Origin of the sequence: Streptomyces sp. MB09-02B, assembly GCF_033794485.1 — a bacterium.
Taxonomy (GTDB): Bacteria; Actinomycetota; Actinomycetes; order Streptomycetales; family Streptomycetaceae; genus Streptomyces.
The window spans coordinates 1-19049 of the sequence record NZ_JARGEE010000159.1 but is presented as its reverse complement, the minus strand read 5'-3'; the positions used below and the strand labels follow the sequence as shown (position 1 = coordinate 19049).

14 protein-coding genes, 2 pseudogenes and 1 riboswitch are annotated in these 19049 nt (G+C 73.1%); of the genes and pseudogenes, 7 read left to right on the top strand and 9 right to left on the bottom strand.

Annotated features, from left to right (window positions below; translation table 11 throughout):
- Positions 1-93: 93 nt before the first annotated feature.
- A pseudogene (locus tag P1P70_RS22220) lies at positions 94-327 on the bottom strand (MBL fold metallo-hydrolase); the annotation flags it as partial.
- A 155-nt stretch (positions 328-482) separates the two neighbouring features.
- On the opposite strand from P1P70_RS22220, the gene P1P70_RS45845 reads away from it, so the two are divergent.
- On the top strand, positions 483-725 hold the full coding sequence (locus P1P70_RS45845; RefSeq protein WP_413471517.1) for a hypothetical protein: 243 nt from the start codon (positions 483-485) through the stop codon (positions 723-725).
- A gap of 231 nt (positions 726-956) precedes the next feature.
- Here P1P70_RS45845 and P1P70_RS22210 read toward each other — a convergent pair whose 3' ends face one another.
- The 4 genes from P1P70_RS22210 to P1P70_RS22195 all read right to left on the bottom strand — a co-directional run bounded on the left by P1P70_RS22210 (position 957) and on the right by P1P70_RS22195 (position 5795).
- Positions 957-1604: a tetratricopeptide repeat protein gene (locus tag P1P70_RS22210; RefSeq protein WP_319240438.1), complete on the bottom strand. Its 648-nt coding sequence runs from the start codon at positions 1602-1604 to the stop codon at positions 957-959.
- Between the two features lie 225 nt (positions 1605-1829).
- Positions 1830-2717, bottom strand: coding sequence for a geranyl diphosphate 2-C-methyltransferase (locus P1P70_RS22205; RefSeq protein WP_319240437.1), 888 nt, complete (start codon positions 2715-2717; stop codon positions 1830-1832).
- A gap of 14 nt (positions 2718-2731) precedes the next feature.
- Complete coding sequence (locus P1P70_RS22200; RefSeq protein WP_319240436.1) at positions 2732-4138, bottom strand: family 2 encapsulin nanocompartment cargo protein terpene cyclase; 1407 nt, start codon at positions 4136-4138, stop codon at positions 2732-2734.
- Between the two features lie 241 nt (positions 4139-4379).
- On the bottom strand, positions 4380-5795 hold the full coding sequence (locus P1P70_RS22195; protein ID WP_319240435.1) for a family 2B encapsulin nanocompartment shell protein: 1416 nt from the start codon (positions 5793-5795) through the stop codon (positions 4380-4382).
- Positions 5796-6153: 358 nt separating this feature from the next.
- On the opposite strand from P1P70_RS22195, the gene P1P70_RS22190 reads away from it, so the two are divergent.
- The 4 genes from P1P70_RS22190 (at position 6154) to cobM (ending at position 12559) form a co-directional block, all read left to right on the top strand.
- Positions 6154-7896 carry a VanW family protein gene (locus P1P70_RS22190; protein WP_319240434.1) on the top strand — a complete coding sequence of 581 codons (1743 nt, stop codon included), beginning with the start codon at positions 6154-6156 and terminating at the stop codon, positions 7894-7896.
- A gap of 286 nt (positions 7897-8182) precedes the next feature.
- Positions 8183-10264: a SpoIIE family protein phosphatase gene (locus tag P1P70_RS22185; RefSeq protein ID WP_319240433.1), complete on the top strand. Its 2082-nt coding sequence runs from the start codon at positions 8183-8185 to the stop codon at positions 10262-10264.
- Between the two features lie 217 nt (positions 10265-10481).
- Positions 10482-11813, top strand: coding sequence for a precorrin-6y C5,15-methyltransferase (decarboxylating) subunit CbiE (gene cbiE / locus P1P70_RS22180; RefSeq protein ID WP_319240432.1), 1332 nt, complete (start codon positions 10482-10484; stop codon positions 11811-11813).
- Positions 11810-12559 (top strand): precorrin-4 C(11)-methyltransferase, encoded by a 750-nt coding sequence (cobM, locus tag P1P70_RS22175; RefSeq protein ID WP_319240431.1) that lies wholly within the window; start codon positions 11810-11812, stop codon positions 12557-12559. The genes cbiE and cobM overlap by 4 nt, the downstream gene beginning before the upstream one ends.
- 187 nt (positions 12560-12746) lie before the next feature.
- Here the strand turns inward: cobM and P1P70_RS22170 are convergent, their stop codons facing one another.
- Complete coding sequence (locus tag P1P70_RS22170) at positions 12747-13898, bottom strand: cobalt-precorrin-5B (C(1))-methyltransferase (RefSeq protein ID WP_319240430.1); 1152 nt, start codon at positions 13896-13898, stop codon at positions 12747-12749.
- 18 nt (positions 13899-13916) lie between these two features.
- Here P1P70_RS22170 and P1P70_RS22165 point away from each other — a divergent pair, with 18 nt between their 5' ends.
- Positions 13917-14663 carry a cobalt-precorrin-6A reductase gene (locus P1P70_RS22165; protein ID WP_319240429.1) on the top strand — a complete coding sequence of 249 codons (747 nt, stop codon included), beginning with the start codon at positions 13917-13919 and terminating at the stop codon, positions 14661-14663.
- 63 nt (positions 14664-14726) lie between these two features.
- Here the strand turns inward: P1P70_RS22165 and P1P70_RS22160 are convergent, their stop codons facing one another.
- The 3 genes from P1P70_RS22160 to cobG form a co-directional block, all read right to left on the bottom strand.
- Positions 14727-16217, bottom strand: a complete 1491-nt coding sequence (locus P1P70_RS22160) for a precorrin-2 C(20)-methyltransferase (RefSeq protein WP_319240427.1) — start codon at positions 16215-16217, stop codon at positions 14727-14729.
- Positions 16214-16846, bottom strand: coding sequence for a precorrin-8X methylmutase (locus P1P70_RS22155; RefSeq protein ID WP_319240439.1), 633 nt, complete (start codon positions 16844-16846; stop codon positions 16214-16216). The genes P1P70_RS22160 and P1P70_RS22155 overlap by 4 nt, the downstream gene beginning before the upstream one ends.
- A gap of 151 nt (positions 16847-16997) precedes the next feature.
- Positions 16998-18311, bottom strand: a complete 1314-nt coding sequence (gene cobG / locus P1P70_RS22150; RefSeq protein ID WP_413471518.1) for a precorrin-3B synthase — start codon at positions 18309-18311, stop codon at positions 16998-17000.
- Between the two features lie 118 nt (positions 18312-18429).
- Positions 18430-18506: riboswitch (cobalamin riboswitch) on the top strand.
- Between the two features lie 91 nt (positions 18507-18597).
- Between cobG and P1P70_RS22145 the strand changes: the two are divergent.
- Positions 18598-19049 (top strand): annotated as a pseudogene (locus P1P70_RS22145) (cobaltochelatase subunit CobN); the annotation flags it as partial.

Genomic DNA, 19049 nt, shown 5'->3' with positions numbered 1-19049 from the left:
CCTCGACAGCTGCATCGGCCAACGGAACTACCCGAGCATGCCCGTTGGCCATGCTGCCGCACCGCGAAACTCCAAGATCCCCGACAGAGTCAAGCTGAGGTAGCGGCGGACGTCCTCGTAGACGTCGGGGCCGGTGGGCAGGCCGTGGCCGGCGAGGACCGTGTCGTAGCCGGATTCGGCGGCCAGTGTGTCGAGGGCCTGCTGCCAGCCGGTGATGTCGTTGTTGCCGAGGTAGAGGTGGACGTCGTGGTGGACGAGGCCCTGGGCGACGAGGACGCCCTGTTCGGGCAGCTTGATGAGCAGTTCGTCGTCGGCCTCGCCGCCGGAGAAGGTCCAGAGCTTCGTCCGGCCGGGCACGGCCAACGGCACGCACCTCCTGTTCACCCCGGCCTTCCGGCCCCCACAGCAGCAGCGCCGACCGGCTGGTCAACGAGTGGTACGGGCCCGCTTGCCGGCAACTGGGCACCAGTCCCGCGTACGCGGTGCTGAACACCCTGCTGTGCCAGATTCGGGGCGAGTACAGCCGTCCCGAGCAGACCGTGTCCGCGGAGATCCTCCAACTCCTGCTCGCCACCGTGCTGTTGCAGATCGACCGGCTGCCCCACCCCGAGGGCGGCGGCGACCCGCAGGCGGGCGGAGAGGTCTACACCCGCTTCCGCGCCGAGCTGGCACGCTCCTACGCCGCGACCCGCCGCGCCGCCGACTACGCCCACCGCCCGGAATGACGCCCGGCGCCTTCCGGCAGACCCATCAAGGGCATCAGGGCTGAGTCAACAGACCCGCCGAGGGCAGGCCTGTGCGAGGACGTGGTGGGCGCGCTCTCCACGGGATGCGTGCGAACGGTCGAAGGGTCGCCGACATCGCCGCTGCGCACAGCCTCTCCCCGAGGAGACGGCAGTCATCAGGTGCTCAAGGGGGCGGTTCCAAGAGTGCGACCGAGGTGCGTCGGGGAGGCGCTAGGAGCGGATGTGTGTGCGGGCCTGCTCGATCCAGCCCGACACGGCCTTCGCGCCGCAGCTCTCGGCGACCGACTGTGCCTCGTCGAGGCGGTGGGACGCCGCCGCCGGGTCGCCGGTCTCGGCCGCGAGGTAGGCCAGGGCCACCAGGCCGGCCGCTTCGCCGGGCCTGAAACCGATCTCCCGGCGCAGGGTCACCGATTCGGTCAACCGCTCGCGGGCCTGGTCGAAGCGGCCCGCATCCCTGTCGGCGAAGCCGAGATGCCGAGTCGCGTAGGACATCGTCATCCGGTCGTCGACGGATTTCGCCAGCGCGTACGACCGCTCGAAGTACGGCCTGCCGGTGACGCCGTCGCCCTTGACCACCTGGTGCCAGCAGCCGATCCAGAACAACGCGTCCGCCTCACCCGACACGTCCCCCAGACGCTCGTACAGCTCGGCCGCGCGCTCGAACAGCACCAGTTCCTGGGCGTTCTCCTCGCGGTCGTTGAGAAACCGGACGTGCAGCACCTTGCCCCGTGCCATGGCCAGTGGCGCCTCGACCGCGTCCAGCGCGTCGTCCGACCGGTCGAGCGCGGACGCGTCCCCCCGGAACATCGCCGCTTCGAACAGCTCTCCCGCACGTTCGATCCAGTCCTGCCCGCGCATACCCGTGCCCCTTTCCCGTCGGACGCTTGTCGACACAGCGCCGAGGTTATCCCCGGACTCGCGGACGGGGCACGGGAGTTGTCGCGGTACCGCGGCGGGGCCGGCCGGCCCCGCCGCCGTCGTCGAAAGGTCGGTCACCCACCTGCGACCACGACCTCAGTGGCACCTCGCGGGGCCGGGCCCGGGTGAGCAACCGGACCCGGGCCCGGCCCCGCGAGGGCGGGGTCATACGCGGTCGGCCGCGATCAGGATGTACTGGAAGGAGCCGTCGCGGTAGGACTCGATGAATGCCTCCTCGATCCCGGTGACCAGTGAGGACGTGGCCCGCAGCTCCCAGTACGGCAGCGTCTCCTGCGTGAGGTCGACGATGGTGTGCGGCACCAGGCGGTTGTCGGCCATGGCGCGCAGGTACTCGCGGCGGGAGTGGATGTTGCACTCGAAGTGGGCGTTGATCTGGGAGACCCACTTCGACGGCTGGCCGTAACGGGGGTTCCAGCAACCGGTGATGGTCACGTACCGGCCGCCCACCTTCAGGAAGCGCGAGTGCTCCGCGAACAGGTCGTGGAGGTCGACGTACATGGTCGACTCGTTGTTCCACGAGGCCGCGACGCTGCCCTTGTCGAAGGGCGTGTCGAGCATGTTGCACACGCGGGAGCGCACGTGGTCCTCGACGCGCAGTTCGCGCGCACGCTTGTTGCCGAACTCGGCCTGCGTGGCGGACAGGGTGACGCCCTCCACCTTGGAGCCGAAGCGCTGGTGGGCCATGACCATGGAGCCGCCGCGCCCGCAACCGGCGTCGACGAGGGTGTCGTCGGGGCCGACGGCGCCGAGGTGGTCCAGCAGGAACTCCGCCTGGGCCGACTCCAGCCGGTGCAGCTCCGCGATGAGCTTCTTCTCGTACTCGCTGTCGGCCGGGTCGCCGAGCGCGGAGTGGTCCACGGCGCCGATGCCGTAGTGGTGGTGGTAGAGGCCGTCCACGTCGCCGAGGCGGAGGTTGACGGGCCGTGCCTCGTTGTTCCAGTAGCGGGCGATGTCCTGCTGGTACGGCGAGGCCGGGGCCGGGATCTTCGCGGTGGCGGTGGCGGTCGTGGGGGCGGTCGTTTCAGTGGTCATCGAGTATCCGTTCTTCACCAGAAATCGGGCAGGCTGTAGCGGTAGGTATTGGTGCGGTGCCAGTCGTGGTTGCCGTCGACCCAGGCGGCCACGCCCCTGAGGAAGCGCAACATGGTCGGTACGGGGCAGGCCTGTGCGAGGTCGGCCGCGGCCGCCTCGAAAGCGTGCTGCAGTTCGTTGTGGACCTCGACGGCCTTCAGATAGGCGTCGCGCTCGGAGAGCTGCTCGCGTTCCGCGAGCACCACCGGCAGGTTCAGGTGGTGGCCCGGGCTGTCGAGCTCCTTGGTGTACGAGTAGAGGTCGTTGACGATGGTCGTCGCGTTGCCGGCCAGGGCGATGACCCGTTGGGTGTCCGGCCGGGCGTGCAGGTCCGCGGGCAGTTCGTAGCCGCCGACGGTGTCGGTGATCGTGGGACAGGGGCGGAAGTTGTTGAACTGGCGCATCGCCAGGTACTCCCACACCTCCGGGACATGACCGGTCTCCGCCCAGGCGGCCTCGGCGAGATACCCCATGTGCAGCCGGGCCATGTCGTGCCGGTAGCGGTCGGCCTGGGAGGGCGTGGCCGCGCGGACGAAGTAGTCCATCGCGCTGTGGTACGCCCGACGCGGGGAGTCCGAGGCGAGGGACTCCTGCCACGCCGGCGCGTACTCCCCGGTGGTGTGGAAGTGGTCGAGCGCGGTGTGCGCGAGGAGCAGGCGCCCGCCGAGACCGACGGGCGACCCGCCGTGGTCCTCGCAGTAGCAGTCGTCCACCGCGTTCTCCGCGACCATCAGCCGCGTGGCGAGCATCAGATGGTCGACCGTCGGGGCGTCGGGATGGCAGCCGACCATGTAACGGCCGACGGAGAAGCCGTCGAACTGTCCCTCCCACTCCTCGGGGTAGAGCTGGACCTCGTCCTCGGCCCAGCGCTTGATGCGGTGGCTCACCTCCTCGACGCGCACGGGGTCGGGCTCCGGGACGGCGTGGTGGTAGAGGCCGGGCACCGCTCGCCCCTCGGCCGACGGAGCGGGTGCCGAGGACACCGGAGCCGGGAGCGGGGGGTGGTACCGGCCTGCCACGGCGAGCGAGGCCGTGCCCGGTCCGGTCGGTCCGCGCAGGATGGCCCGGAGGGCGGAGTCCGCGGCTGCCGTCGCGTCGGGTGCGTCCGCTACGGCGGGTCCGGGTACGGGGGAGTGTCCGGGTGCGGGCGCGGGCGCCCGTGTCGGTGCCGACGCCGAGGGCGGCGACTGTGGCTGTGACTGCGGCTGTGGCGTCGGCGGGCCGGGAATCGTGACCGGTGGATGCAGTGAGGCCAGAAAGCCGGAGGGGATCGGCGTGACCGGAGGGTCCGCGACCACCGGTGCGGGGGCGTCCGGCACCGCTGTGGGCGGTGTCGGCCGCTGCTCAGGGGGTGATGATCCGAGGGGCCCGGAGTCGGGCATCGACGGCTCCTTGCTGGCGGTGGGGTGGGTGCTCCGTCTGGCGTACGGGCATACGTACGGGCGTGGTCGCGGGGCATGCGGACGGCCGACGTGCGGACGGGTCGGCGTGCGGACGGGTCGGCGTGCGGACGGGTCGGCGTGCGGACGGGCCGGCGTGCAGGTGGGCGGGCGGGCGTACGGACCTGGGACGTGTGGGTCCGGAAGCGCGGATCTGCGCGGATCGAGGAACCGGCGCAGCGCCTCAGCGCGACCCGGCCGCGATCTGCACGTTCTCCATCACGCCGAGGGCGTCGGGCAGGAGCACCGCGGCGGAGTGGTAGGTGCTGACGAGGTAGGAGACGATCGCCTGTTCGTTGATGCCCATGAACCGCACGGAGAGGCCCTCTTCGTACTCGTCCGGCAGTCCCGTCTGCCGCAGGCCGATGACGCCCTGGTTCTTCTCGCCGGTGCGCATCGCGATGATGGAGCTGGTCTGTTCCTTGCTGATCGGGATCTTGTTGCAGGGCAGGATGGGCACTCCGCGCCAGGCGGGGACCAACTGCCCCCCGAGGTCGACGTGGTCGGGGACGAGTCCGCAGGCGTTGAAGCCGCGTCCGATGGCGGCGATCGTCCTCGGGTGGGCGAGGAACATCCTGGTGCCGCGCCGGCGGCAGAGCAGGTCGTCCATGTCGTCCGGGGTCGGGAGGCCGGAGCGGGGTGGGATGCGCTGCTTGAAGTCGGCGTTGTGGAGCAGCCCGAACTCGCGGTTGTTGATCAGCTCGTGCTCCTGACGCTCCCTCAAGGCCTCGACGGTGAGCCTGAGTTGCTCCTCGCTCTGGTTCATGGGGCCGTTGTAGAGGTCGGCGACCCGGGTGTGGATCCTTAGCACGGTCTGCGCGACGGAGAGTTCGTACTCGCGCGGCCGCAGTTCGTAGTCGACGAAGGTGCCCGGCAGGTCGGGCTCGCCGACATGGCCGGCCGACACGGCGATCTCGGCCTCACCGTGCTTGTTCTGCGGCTGCCGCGCGCGGGACACGAACGTGTCGACGTGGGCTCGAAGACGGGGCGCGGACTCCAGGACCGCGGCGAAGTCGGCACGGGAGAGGGTGAGGAGGGTGCCGGCGGTCTCGGCGGTGACCGTGCAGTCGTGACGGGCGTCGGGGTCCGACAACGCCTCCTCGCCGAAGTGGTCGCCGTCCGCGAGCACCGCGACGGCCACCTCCCCGCCGTACTTGGCCTCGGCGGTCCGGCTGACCCGGCCGTGGGCGATCAGGTGGACGCGGTCCGCGGGGCCGCCGCGCTCGACGAGGACGTCGCCCACCGCGAAGTCGCGCTGCGCGCAGCGGCCGGCGAGGGCGGTGAGGACGTCCGTGTCCTCGAATCCGCGCAGGAGACCCAGCTCACCGAGCTCCCGGGGGATCACCCGGACCGTGGCGCCCTCCTGGACGAACTCGACGCGCCCGTCGCCGAGGGTGTGGCGCAGCCGTCGGTTGACCCGGTAGGCCCCGCCTCCGGCCTCGACCCAGGGCAGCATCCGCAGCAGCCAGCGGGAGGTGATCTCCTGCATCTGCGGGGCGGACTTGGTGGTGGTGGCGAGGTTGCGGGCGGCGGCGGTGCTCAGGGACTGCTGCGGCGCGCCGGGTGTGGTCCGGGCGTCCGGGACGCTGTCGACGGACATCGGGGGCTTTCTCCTTGCGCGACGGGTCGTCCGGCGCACACGGGTGCGCCGACCGGGAGACAGGGAGGGGTGGGCAACGGGCGAGAAGGATCACGGGAATCCGTCCACCTGCAAAAACCTAGCCTCCGGACCGGCCGGAACCACCAGGCGGACGAGGTGCTTACCTCGAAGCGGTGACAATCAGTGCGATGCGGTTTATCAGTCCGTGATGGGTCATCGCGCCCTCCCCTCCCGGCTGCCGCAAGTGATCTGCGACATATGATCCGGTCGCACCTTATGGGTAGCTTGAGGTGCTTGCCCCTTTCATGGTGGTGCGTCGTAGAGCGCGCCGCCCGCCGATCCCCGGTCCGGGAGACCCATGCGCCCTCGAATAGCCTCCGTGCCGCCCCTCGCCCTGGTGGGTGGTGCGCTGACCGTCGGTGTCGGCGGTCTCTATCTGGCCGGCCTGCTCGTCACCGGTGGTGAGATCGAGTCGGGCACGACGGTGCGCGGGGTGGACATCGGCGGCCTCAGCCGCAGCGAGGCCGTCCGCAAGCTGGACGACCACCTGGCGGCGGCCGGCTCGCGGGAGCTTGCCGTGCGGGTCGGTGACCGCGGCGGGAGCGTCGACCCCCGGCAGGCCGGCCTCGCCTTCGACGTCGAGCGGACCGTCGACCGGGCGGCGCGCACGGCCTCCGATCCGCTCGGCGTGATCGGCGGCTTCTTCCGGTCGGGCGGTGACATCGAGCCGGTCGTGCGCCTGGAGGAGGGAAAGGCCCGCGCCACCCTCGGGAAGCTGGCGCGGAACCTCGACCAGCGGGTCGACGACGGGGCCGTGACCTTCGAGGACGGGCGGGTCGAGCAGGTCGCCCCGCACCGGGGCTACGCACTGGACGTGGACGCCGCCGTCGGCACCCTGCGGACCTCCTTCCTGCACGGCACGTCGGGCACGGTCACGGCGCTGCCCGCACGGGTGACCGAGCCGAAGGTGGAGGCGGCGGAGGTGCGGCGGGCGGTGCGCGAGTTCGCGCGGCCGGCCATGTCGGCACCCGTCACCCTCACCGCGGGCGGCAGCCGGTTCACGATCAGCTCGGCCGTCGTGGGCGAGCACCTGACGATGCGGCCGGACGGCTCCGGCAGGCTCGTCCCCGAGCTGGACGGGAAGGGTCTGCGCTCGGCCCCCGAGGTGGCCGGCCCCCTGGCCGACGTCACCGCCACCGCCCGGGATGCCGGACTGCGGCTGGACGGCGACCGGGTCGTGGTGGCCGACGACGCCCGGACCGGCGCAGAGGTCACCGACCAGGCGCTGAGCGGCGCCGTGCTGCCCCTGCTCACCGAAACGGGCGCGGCGGCTCGTAGCGGGGAGGTGGCCGTACGACGGATCCAGCCCGAGGTGACCCGGGAGAACGCGGCGCGCCTGGGGCTGACGGAGAAGATGTCGTCCTTCACCGTCAACTTCGAGCCGGCCGCGTACCGCACGAAGAACATCGGGCGGGCCGCCCAGCTCATCAACGGCTCCCTCGTCATGCCCGACAAGACCTGGAGCTTCAACCGCACCGTGGGGCAACGCACCGAGGCCAACGGCTTCGTCGAGGGCGTCATGATCCTCGACGACCAGTTCACCAAGGCGGCCGGCGGCGGTGTCTCGGCCGTGGCCACCACCGTGTACAACGCGATGTACTTCGCCGGGGTGAAGCCGGTGGAGCACGGCGCCCACTCGTTCTACATCGAGCGCTACCCGGAGGGTCGTGAGGCGACGGTCGCCTGGGGCAGCCTCGATCTCCGGTTCACCAACGACTCCGGCCACGCCCTCTACATCCAGGCCGAGGCCACCGACACCTCGGTGACCGTCACCTTCCTCGGCACCCGGAAGTACGACGACATCAAGTCGGTGAAGGGACCCCGGACCGGGGTGAAGCCGCCGGAGAAGAAGGTGAGCACCGACGAGAAGTGCGTGCCGCAGACGCCGCTCGAAGGCTTCGACGTCACCGTCGAACGGGTCTTCTACGACGACGGCAAGGCGGTGAAGCGGGAGCCGTTCCGCACCCACTACACCCCGCGCGACGAGATCACCTGCAAAGCCCCCGAGAAAGCCGAGGGCGACCGGCCCGACGCCGAATAGGGGGCGCCGGCCCGACGACGCGAGTTCGCGACGCGAGTTCGCGACGCGGGGTGGTGACGCGGGTTCCGGACACGGCTTCGACGCGGGTTCGCGCAGAAGGTCCGCACGCCCGCACGCCCGCACGCTTGCACCCAGCGCACCCAGCGCACCCAGCGCACCCAGCGCACACCCGCACCCCCGCACACCCGCGCGGGCGTGCGCTCCCCTGCCCAGGGAGGTATGACTGACAGGGAGCCCGGCGGAAGGGGTGAGCGGCCCCTGTGCTGCCGCCGGAAGGAGCCCCGGTATGCCTGAGGAAGAGACCCGGAGCGGGAGCGGTGCGCAGGACCGCATCACCGCCGCGCCGGGTGGGCTGCTGGATGTGCTGCGGGTGGCGGCCCTCGTCCTGGGCAGTGACGGCCGGATCGTGCTGTGGAGCCCCGAAGCCGAGTCCCTGCTCGGGTTCAGCGCCGAGGAAGCGCTGGGACGGGACGCGGGCGCACTGCTGGTGGACCCCGATCACCGGTCACTGGCGCACGGCCTCTTCGACCGCGTGCGTACGGGCGCGCGCTGGGCCGGCGTCTTCCCGGTGCGGCACAAGGACGGCTCCACCCGGCGGGTGGAGTTCCGCACCATGCAGCTGCGCGACGCCCGGGGAGACATCCACGCCCTCGGGCTGGGCACCGACGCCGACACCGTGCGTGACGTGGAGCGGGACCTGGCCCTCTCCCACATCCTGGTCAGGCAGTCACCGGTCGGCATCGCGGTCTTCGACACCGATCTGCGGTGGGTGCGGGTCAACCCGTCACTGGAACGCATGAACGGCGTCCCCGAGGAGGCCGTGCTGGGCCGCCGGGTCGGCGAGGTGCTGCCCGCCCTCGACGTCGAGGCCATCGAGTCACGGATGCGGCGGGTCCTGCGGACCGGCGAGCCGCTGCTGGACCAGCAGACGGTCGGCCGGACGGCCGCCGACGGCGAGGAGCACGCCTACTCGGAGTCGTACCACCGGATCCAGGACGCCAACGGGCGGGTCCTGGGCCTGGCGATGGCGATCATCGACATCTCCGAGCGGCAGCGGGCGACGAGCGAGGTCGCGAAGGCCCGAGAACGCCTGGCGGTGATCGCCGACGCCGGCGTCCGCATCGGCACCACGCTCGACCTGCGCCGGACGGCACAGGAACTCGCCGACGTGGCCGTCCCCGAACTCGCCGACATCGCAGCCGTCGACGTACTGGACGCGGTGGTCAACCCCGGCGGCACGGCCGCGCCCCGTACGGACGGCTCCCTCGACTTCTGGGCGCTCGCCCTCAAGGCGAACCGTCCCACCGACGCGGTCGAGGACCCGGACCCGGCCGGAGAGCCCGCCCAGTACGGCTCGTCCCGGCTGGTCACCCAGTGTGTACGCGAAGCCCGGCCGATCCTGCTGGAGCACGTGGACGACGCGGCGATCCGGCGTGTCGCCCGGAACGAGGCCGCCGCGGAGGCGCTGCGGCGCGCCGGTGTCCACTCCTGCCTGGTGGTCCCGCTGATGGCGCGAGGCGAGGTCCTGGGCACGCTCAGCCTGTATCGCACGGCCGACCCCCGGCCCTTCGACGACCAGGACCTCACCCTCGCCACCGAACTGTCCGCGCGCGCCGCCATCTGTATCGACAACGCCCGCCTGTACGGACGTGAGCGCGACATCGCGCTCACCCTGCAGCGCAGTCTGCTGTCCCAGGAGCCACCGCAGCACGGCGGCATCGAGATCGCCTCCCGTTATGTGCCCGCCGTCAGTGAGGTGGGCGGGGACTGGTTCGACGTGCTGCCGCTCAAGGACGGCAAGGTCGGCCTGGTCGTGGGCGACGTGATGGGCAAGGGCGTGCACGCCGCGGCGATCATGGGCCAGCTCCGCACGGCCACCCGCGCCCTCGCCCGGCTCGACCTGCCGCCGGCCGAACTGCTGCACCACCTCGACGACCTCGCCGCCTCCCTCGGCGACTCCGACACCCTGGCCACCTGCCTCTACGTCGTCTGCGACCCCCGGCACGGCCGGTGCGAACTGTCCCGCGCGGGCCACCTGCCGCCGGTGCTGGTCGACCCGGAGGGAAGAGCCGAACTCCTCGACGTCGCGGGCGGGGTGCCGCTCGGGGTGGGCGGCGTGCCGTTCACCGTCGAGGAGCGGGAACTCGTCGAGGGCGCGCTCCTCGTCCTGTTCACGGACGGACTGGTGGAGAGCCGCGCGACGCCGGTCGGGGCGGGACTGCAGCGCCTGCTCGGTCTGCTGGACGACGCCGGGCTCCCCCTGGAGGAGACGTGCGACATGCTCCTCGGCGCCCTGGACCACGAGCGGAACGACGACGTGGCGCTGCTCGTCGCCCGACGCGGCGGCCGGTGCCCACCGATCGCCTGAGACCTTCGCCCGAGACGGTCGCCTGCGTTGGTCGCCTGAGCCGGTCGCTTGCGTTGGTCGCCTGAGCCGGTCGCTTGAGCCGGTCGTCTGAGACACCACGACGGTGACCGCGCTCGCGCGGCCGACGGCCCCGGCCAAAGGCGCGCAGGTCACCGCCCAGTAGAGTGCGCCTCTGTCGTCCCCGAGAGCCGCCCCCGAACCGCCGAGGTACCCCGCAGTGACCCCCGCACGACCAGGACCGCCGTACGCCGTCACCGTCGTCGGGCTCGGCGCCGACGGCTGGCGAGGCCTCCCGGACGCCTCCCGGACGGCCCTGCGCGACGCCGAGGTCCTGATCGGGGGCCCGCGCCAGCTCGACCTGCTGCCCCCGGAATGCGCGGGCGAGCGGATCGCCTGGCCCTCGCCCCTGCGGCCCGCCGTCCCCGCCCTGCTCGCCACGCACACCGGTCGCCGCATCGCCGTCCTGGCGAGCGGGGACCCCATGTTCCACGGCATCGGCCGCGCCCTCGCCGAGGAGGCCGGCGACCGGTTGCACGTCCTGCCGCACCCCTCCTCCGTCTCGTACGCGGCGGCCCGCCTCGGCTGGCCGCTGGAGGACGTCGAGGTCGTCACGCTCGTCGGACGGCCCACGGCCAGGCTCGCCGCCGCCCTGCACGACGGACGCCGGCTGCTGGTGCTGAGCGCGGACGCCGGCACGCCCGCCGAGGTCGCCGCCCTGCTGCGGGACCGCGGCTTCGGCCCGAGCCGGATACGCGTCCTGGAACAGCTCGGCGGGGAGAAGGAACGGACGGGCGAGGTGATCACCGCCGACGACCGGGCGGCACACGCGCACCCGCCCGGCGACCCCCTCAACATCGTCGCCGTCGACTGCCGGCGGGCCCCGGACGCCCTCCGGCTCGGCGCCGTTCCCGGCCTGCCGGACGAGGCGTACGAGCACGACGGACAGCTCACCAAACGGTATGTGCGCGCCGCCACCCTGGCCGCGCTCGCCCCGGCCCCCGGTGAACTGCTCTGGGACGTCGGCGGCGGATCCGGCTCGATCGCGATCGAGTGGATGCGCACGCATGTCTCCTGCGGGGCGATCACCGTCGAACGCGACCCCGTACGGGCCGACCGCATCACCCGCAACGCCGACCGGCTCGGCGTACCCGGACTGCGGGTCGTCACCGGTGCCGCACCCGCCGCGTTGGCCGAACTGCCGCGTCCGGACGCCGTGTTCATCGGCGGCGGGCTCACCGCGCCCGGCCTCCTCGACGCGTGCTGGGCCGCGCTGCCCGCGGGGGGACGGCTGGTCGCCAACACCGTGACCCTGGAGTCCGAGGCGCTGCTCGCCGACGCCCACCGCCGCCACGGCGGGGAGCTGGTGCGGCTCGCGGTGGCACAGGCCGTGCCCGTGGGCGGCTTCACCGGGTGGCGGCAGGCCATGCCGGTGACCCAGTGGGCGGCACGCAAACCCTTCGCCGCCTTCGATTCCCTCGCGCCTCTTGACCCCCGCGCCCCCCTTGACCCTCGCGACAATGTCGACACCGCTTCGGAGGCAGACAGATGACCGTGTACTTCATCGGCGCCGGCCCCGGTGCCGCCGACCTGATCACGGTCCGTGGCGCCCGCCGGCTCGCCGCCTGCCAGGTCTGCCTGTACGCCGGCAGCCTCGTCCCCCGCGAACTGCTGGCCGAATGCCCGCCGGACGCACGGCTCGTGGACACCGCCCAGCTCGACCTGGACCAGATCACCGCCGAACTGGTCCGTGCGCACGAGGAGGGCCACGACGTGGCCCGGCTGCACTCCGGGGACCCCTCCGTGTTCAGCGCGGTCGCCGAGCAGATGCGGCGGCTGGACGCGGCCGGGGTGCCGTACGAGGTGGTGCCGGGTGTGCCCGCCTTCGCCGCGGCGGCGGCCTCCCTGAAGCGCGAGCTGACCGTGCCGACGGTCGGCCAGACCGTCATTCTCACGCGGATCGCGCAGCGCGCCACGGCCATGCCGGAGGGGGAGGATCTCGCCACGCTCGGGCGCAGCGGGGCGCTGATCGTGCTGCACCTGGCCGCGCGGTACGTGGACCGTGTCGTCGAGGAACTGCTCCCGCACTACGGCGCGGACTGTCCCGCGGCGGTCGTCGCGTATGCCTCGCGGCCGGAAGAGGTGATCATCCGGGGCACGTTGGACGAGATCGCCGGGCGGGTGAAGGAGGAGGGTGTGCTGCGCACGGCTGTGATCATGGCCGGGCGGACGCTGGGGGCTTCGCAGTTCCGGGACAGCCACCTGTACTCGCCGGGGCGGGACCGGCACGGGTGCTGAGGGTGGGGTGCGTTGTCGGCTGCGGGCCCGGTGGGGCGTCTCGCGCAGTTCCCCGCGCCCCCGAAAGATCAGGCCCTGCGGGGCCTGAAAAGCCTGGGGCGTAGCCCCGGCTTTTCAGGGGCGCGGGGAACTGCGCGACCAGCCCCCACCCACCCGCACCCGACAACGCATCCCATCCGCCTCAGGATCAGCGCACCCCGCTACGGCCCACCACAACCCCCGCGCGGTCGACGCAGATGACGTCGACCGCGACCGGCGCGCCCCGCAGCACGGACAGCGCCTCGTCGCGCGCGGCCGTCGCGACCAGGTCGCCCAGCGGTACCCCGGCCGCCGCGCACAACTGCAGCGCGGCGAGCCCGGTGTTGGCCCGGGCCACCTCTCCGGCCAGCGCCTCGTCCGCACCGCCGCGCCGGGCGAGCTCCGCGAGGAACCCCTTGTCGACCTGGGAGCGGGCGGAGTGCAGGTCGAGATGGCCGGCGGCGAGCTTGGAGAGCTTGGCGAAGCCGCCGCAGATGGTCAGCCGCTCCACCGGGTGGCGGCGCACGTACTTCAGCACCGCCCCCGCGAAGTCGCCCATGTCCAGCAGCGCGTCCTCCGGCAGCGCGTACTCGGCGACGACCGTCCGTTCCGACGTGGACCCCGTGCACCCGGCGACATGCGTGCGCCCGGCCGCCCGCGCCACGTCCACGCCCCGCCGGATGGAGTCGATCCACGCCGAGCACGAGTACGGCACGACGATCCCGGTGGTGCCGAGGATGGACAGACCGCCGAGGATGCCGAGACGGGGGTTCCAAGTGGAGCGGGCGATCTCCTCGCCGTTGTCCACGGAGACGGTGATCTCGACGTCGCCGGTGCCGCCGTGTCGGGCGGCGACCTCGGCGACGTGGTCCCGCATCATCTGGCGGGGGACCGGGTTCACGGCCGGTTCCCCGACGGGCAGGGGCAGGCCCGGACGGGTGATCGTGCCGACCCCGGGGCCTGCCCGGAAGACCACGCCCGACCCGGCGGGCAGCAGCCGTACCGTGGCCCGGACCAGCGCGCCGTGCGTGACGTCCGGGTCGTCGCCCGCGTCCTTCACGATCCCCGCCATCGCGCTGTCGCCGGTCAGCTCCTCGGCCGCGAGCGCGAACGCCGGGGTCTGACCCTTCGGCAGGGTGATCGTCACCGGGTCCGGGAACTCGCCCGTCAGCAGCGCGGTGTAAGCGGCCGTCGTGGCCGCCGTCGCGCACGCACCGGTCGTCCAGCCGTGCCGCAGACCGGTGTGCTTGAGTTGGGCCGCGCGACCGCCCTTCGCCGCACCGCCGCCCCCGTCGGCACCCTGCTTCTCGTCACCGCTCATGAACGGACCCGGACTCCCATGCACGTACTGATACTCGGCGGAACCACGGAGGCCCGCCGTCTGGCCGAACTGCTGCACGCCACCCCGGGCGTCCGCCTGACCAGCTCCCTCGCCGGACGGGTCGCCAGCCCCCGGCTGCCCCCGGGCGAGGTCCGCGTCGGCGGCTTCGGCGGGGCCGAGGGGCTGGCGGCCTGGCTGCGCGAGCACGGGGTGGACGCGTTCATCGACGCCACCCATCCTTTCGCCGGGACCATGAGTTTCCACGCGGCACGGGCGGCCGCCATGACCCATGTTCCCCTGCTCGCGCTGCGTCGGCCCGGCTGGGTGCCGACCGCCGGCGACGACTGGCACGACGTCGGCTCGCTGGCGGAAGCCGCGCGGCTGCTGCCGACGCTCGGACGGCGTGTGTTCCTCACCACCGGGCGCATGGGCCTGGCCGCGTTCGCCGCCCTGGAGGACCTGTGGTTCCTCGTACGGTCCGTCGACGCGCCCGAGGCCCCGTACCCGGCCCGGATGGAGGTGCTGCTCGACCGGGGGCCGTTCACCCTCGCCGGGGAGCGGGACCTGCTGAGCCGCCACCGCGTCGACGTCGTCGTCACGAAGGACAGTGGGGGAGCGGCCACCGCGCCCAAGCTGACCGCCGCGCGGGAGGCGGGACTGCCGGTGGTCGTGGTCCGCAGGCCGCCCGTGCCCGAGGACGTCCCCGTGGTGGCGGGCCCGGAGGCGGCGGCCCGGTGGGTGGCCGAGCGCCTCCACGCCCGCTGACGCCCGTCCGCCGCACGCGCTCCCGCCCCGCTCACGCCCGTCCGCCGCACGCCCTCGTCCCGCTCACACCTCCGGATATCGGCGGGGCGTCCACACGATCTGCTCGCCGTCCCCGCGCCGGACCGCCCGGGTCTGCGAGGAGCCGACCAGCAGGATGGTCCGCATGTCGACCTCGGCCGGGTCCAGCTCGGCCAGCCGCACGATCCGTACGCGCTCACCGGAGCCGCCCACGTCCCGCGCGACCACGACCGGCGTGTCCGGCGCCCGGTGTTCGAGGAGCAGCTCGCGCGCCTTGCCCACCTGCCAGGTCCGGCTGTGCGAACCGGGGTTGTAGAGGGCGAGCACCAGGTCCGCCGAGGCCGCCGCGCGCAGCCGCTCGGCGATCACCTCCCACGGCTTGAGCCGGTCGGACAGGGAGATCGTGGCGTAGTCGTGGCCGAGCGGGGCGCCCGCGCGGGCGGCGGCCGCGTTCGCGGCGGTCACCCCCGGCAGCACCCGCACCGGCACGTCCGCGTACTCCTCCTGCGAGGCGACCTCCAGCACGGCCGTCGCCATGGCGAAGACCCCCGGGTCGCCCCCGGAGACGACCGCGACCCGCCGCCCGCGCCGGGCCAGGTCGAGGGCGAACTCGGCGCGCTCCGACTCGACCCGGTTGTCCGAGCCGTGCCGCACCTGGCCCGCCCGGCGCGGCACCCGGTCCAGGTAGGTGGTGTAACCGACGAGGTCGTCGGCGGCGACGAGCGCGCCCCGCGTCTCGGGCGTCAGCCACAGCGGACCGGCGGGCCCGGTCCCCACCACCACGACCTCGCCCCGCTCCCGGGCCTCCGGCCGCTCGACGTCGACCTGGCTGGGCAGTACGGCCACCGAGAAGTACGGCACCGACTCCGGGTCCACGTCCGCCAGTTCGGCGAGCCGCTCCCCGGCCATGGTGGCCCGCTCGACATAGCGGGCCTCGCCGAGCCGCCCCGAACTCTCCAGCGCGCTGCGCACCTTGGTGAAGGTGCGTCCCAGCTTCATCACCACGGCCACGTCCGTCGCGGCGAGCCGTGCGGTCAGCTCCTCCTCCGGCAGGGTGCCCGGCAGGATCGTCAGCACCTCCTCGCCCTCGGCGAGCGGGGTGCCGAGCCGGGCCGCGGCGGCCGACACGGACGTGACACCGGGGATCACCTCGGTGTCGTAGCGGTCGACCAGCCGCTTGTGCATGTGCATGTAGGAGCCGTAGAACATCGGGTCGCCCTCGGCGAGGACCGCGACCGTGCGCCCGGCGTCGAGATGTGCCGCGAGCCGGGCCGACGCCTCCGCGTAGAAGTCCTCCATCGCACCCTTGTAGCCGCCGGGGTGGTCGGTGGTCTCCGTCGTCAGCGGATACATCAGCCGTTCCTCGATGTGGTCGGCGCGCAGATGCTTCGCCGCGATCGAGCGGGCGATGGAACGGCCGTGCCGGGCGCTGTGATACGCGATCACGTCCGCCTCGGAGATGACCTCGACGGCCCGGACGGTCATCAGGGACGGGTCACCGGGGCCGAGCCCCACCCCGTACAGCTTGCCGCTCACTCTTCCTCACTCGCGATCGCGTTGAGCGCGGCGGCGGCGATGGCGCTCCCGCCACGACGGCCGCGTACGACGAGGTGCTCCAGGCCCGACGGATGCTCCGCCAGCGCGTCCTTGGACTCGGCCGCGCCGACGAACCCGACCGGCACGCCGATGACGGCGGCGGGCCGGGGCGCGCCCTCGCCGATCATCTCCAGCAGCCGGAAGAGCGCCGTGGGCGCGTTGCCCACGGCCACCACCGAGCCCTCCAGGCGGTCCCGCCACAGCTCCAGCGCGGCGGCGCTGCGCGTGGTGCCCAGCTTCGCCGCCAGTTCGGGGACGCCCGGGGCGGAGAGCGTGCACAGCACGTCGTTGTCGGCGGGCAGCCGCTTGCGGGTCACCCCGCTGGCCACCATCTGCACGTCGGTGAAGATGGGCGCCCCGGCCCGCAGGGCCTCGCGGGCGCGGGCCACCACGTCGGGGGTGTACGTCAAGTCCCGTACGAGGTCGACCATTCCGCAGGCGTGGATCATCCGGACCGCGACCTGGCTGACATCGGCGGGCAGGGCCGCGAGGTCCGCCTCCGCGCGGATGGTGGCGAAGGACTGCCGGTAGATCGCCGGGCCGTCCTTCTCGTAGTCGTAGGTGGTCACGGTGGTCTTCTCGCTGCTCTCGGTCGTCGTACGGCGGTCGTTGGTGCGGGGGTCGTTGGCGGGCGGGTCGTTGGTGTGGAAGTCGTTGATGCGGGGGGCGTTCGTGCGGGTCGTGCGCGTCATCCGGTCCATGGCGTGCGGGTTTTCGGCCTTATGGGGTGATCTCCCCCAGGGCGGCGGCGAGTCGGGACGCGTCCGCCATGGGCGCGGTGTGCGGGCTTCGGCCGGGGGAGGTGCGGGAGAGCTCGTAGCCGCCGCTCTCCACCGCCACCACGTCGATCCGTTCGCCCCGGGGGTGGCCACAGCGGCGCTCGCAGCCGGACCAGTACAAGGGAAGTCCCGCGCGGCCGACAGCCGCCAGGCTCCCCGTCGCGTCCGCCCGTACGTCCGCGAGGGACTTCGCGCAGCCGGGCCGTCCGATACAGGCCCCGACGCGCAGCCAGGGGGAGGCCGGATCGGTGACGAGGCCGGTCACCGAGAGCCGGGCGAGCGCGTCGGCCGCCTGCTCCTGGCTCAGGCCCGGTGCCGGTACGACGACTCCGCGCCACGGGGTCAACCGCAGTTCACGGCACGGTGTCGCGGCCGCGAGAGCGGTCAACTCCCGCCACTGGAGGGGAGTGAGACGACCGAGGGGGGCGTGCACACAGAGGGCGTCGCCGACGGCTCCCGGCTGCGGGCCCCCGGGCGCGGCCGTGGTCGTCCCGGCGCCGGGCCGGATGCCGGAGTCGACGCCGACGGCGGCCAGTCGGTCCCGGACCCGGTGGAGCAGCCGGTCCCGGAAGGGGAGTTCGGTCACACGCCAGACCCGCGCCCCGCTCTCCCGCGCCGCCTCCAGGAAGGTCTCGGCGGCGGTCAGCGCGGCACGGGCCGCGTCCTCGCCGCGGACCGCCAGGCTCTCGCCGGCCGTCCCCAGGCTCAGCAGCGCACCACCGTCCTCGGCCGCCCGGACACTCACGTCGGCGTCCAGCGCGGCCACGTCCCCCCGCCCGTCGTCGAGCGCGAACAGGAAGCGACCCGACAGTCCCCGCGCCGCCTCGCTCGCGCACAGCGCGCCGTCCAGGGCGGACAGCCAGGGCCGTACGTCGCGCAGACCGCGTCCGTCGAGACCGGACAGGGGGGAGGCGACGATGTTGCGCACCCGTTCGTGCCCGGCGGACGGCAACAGGCCCGCCGCGTCCAGCGACCCGGCCAGCTCGCCCCCGCAGCCGTCGGCCAGTCCGCGCAGTTGCACATTGCCGCGGGAAGTGAGGTGAAGATCACCGTCCCCGAGCCGTCGCGCCACCTCCGCGAGCGCCTCGGCCTGGGGGACGGTCAGCACACCGCCGGGCACCCGGACCCGGGCCAACGCCCCGTCGTCCGCCGTATGGAGCCGCAGCGTCCCCGGGCAGGCGTCGCCACGGTCCCGTGTGACCGCTGTGGCCTGGGACGATGAACGCGGGGGAGGCGTGGACATGGCGGCGAGCATACCCACCGGCACAACGGACGTATTCTCCGCCCTTTTGGGGCAGCCTTCCTTTTGAGGCGACCCTTACTATGCTGCTCGGTGGATCATCCGGTCCATCGACGCCACCACGGCGACAGGGGAGGAAGCCCGGTGTGAGTCCGGCGCGGTCCCGCCACTGTGAGCCCGTCCCAGGAGGGTCGGGCGAGTCAGGAACTCCCTTCCCCGTACCCCTCGGCCCGCCCGAGCAGGGGAGACTTCCGATTCGACACCGCCCGGGGCGCGGACCCCGAGGAAGGCCAGCAGCCGCATGCAGTCATCGCCCGGGGAGCGCTCCGCGCAGCCCCGCATCCTGCTCCTGTCGACGTCCGACACCGACCTGCTCAGCGCCCGCGCGGCCGCCGGCCCGGTCCCCTACCGCTTCGCCAACCCCTCGCGCCTCGCGCTGGACGACCTCCCGGCCCTCCTCGACGGCACCGACCTGGTCGTCGTACGCCTCCTCGGTGGCATCCGCGCCTGGCAGGACGGTCTCGACCTGCTGCTCGCCGACGGCCGCCCCGTCGTCGTCCTCACCGGTGAACAGGCGCCCGACGCCCAGCTGATGGCCGCCTCCACCGTCCCGGTCGGCATCGCCGCAGAGGCCCACGCCTACCTCGCCCACGGCGGCCCCGCCAACCTGGAGCAGCTGGCCCGCTTCCTCTCCGACACCGTCCTGCTCACCGGCCACGGCTTCGACGCCCCCGCGCCCGCCCCCTCCTGGGG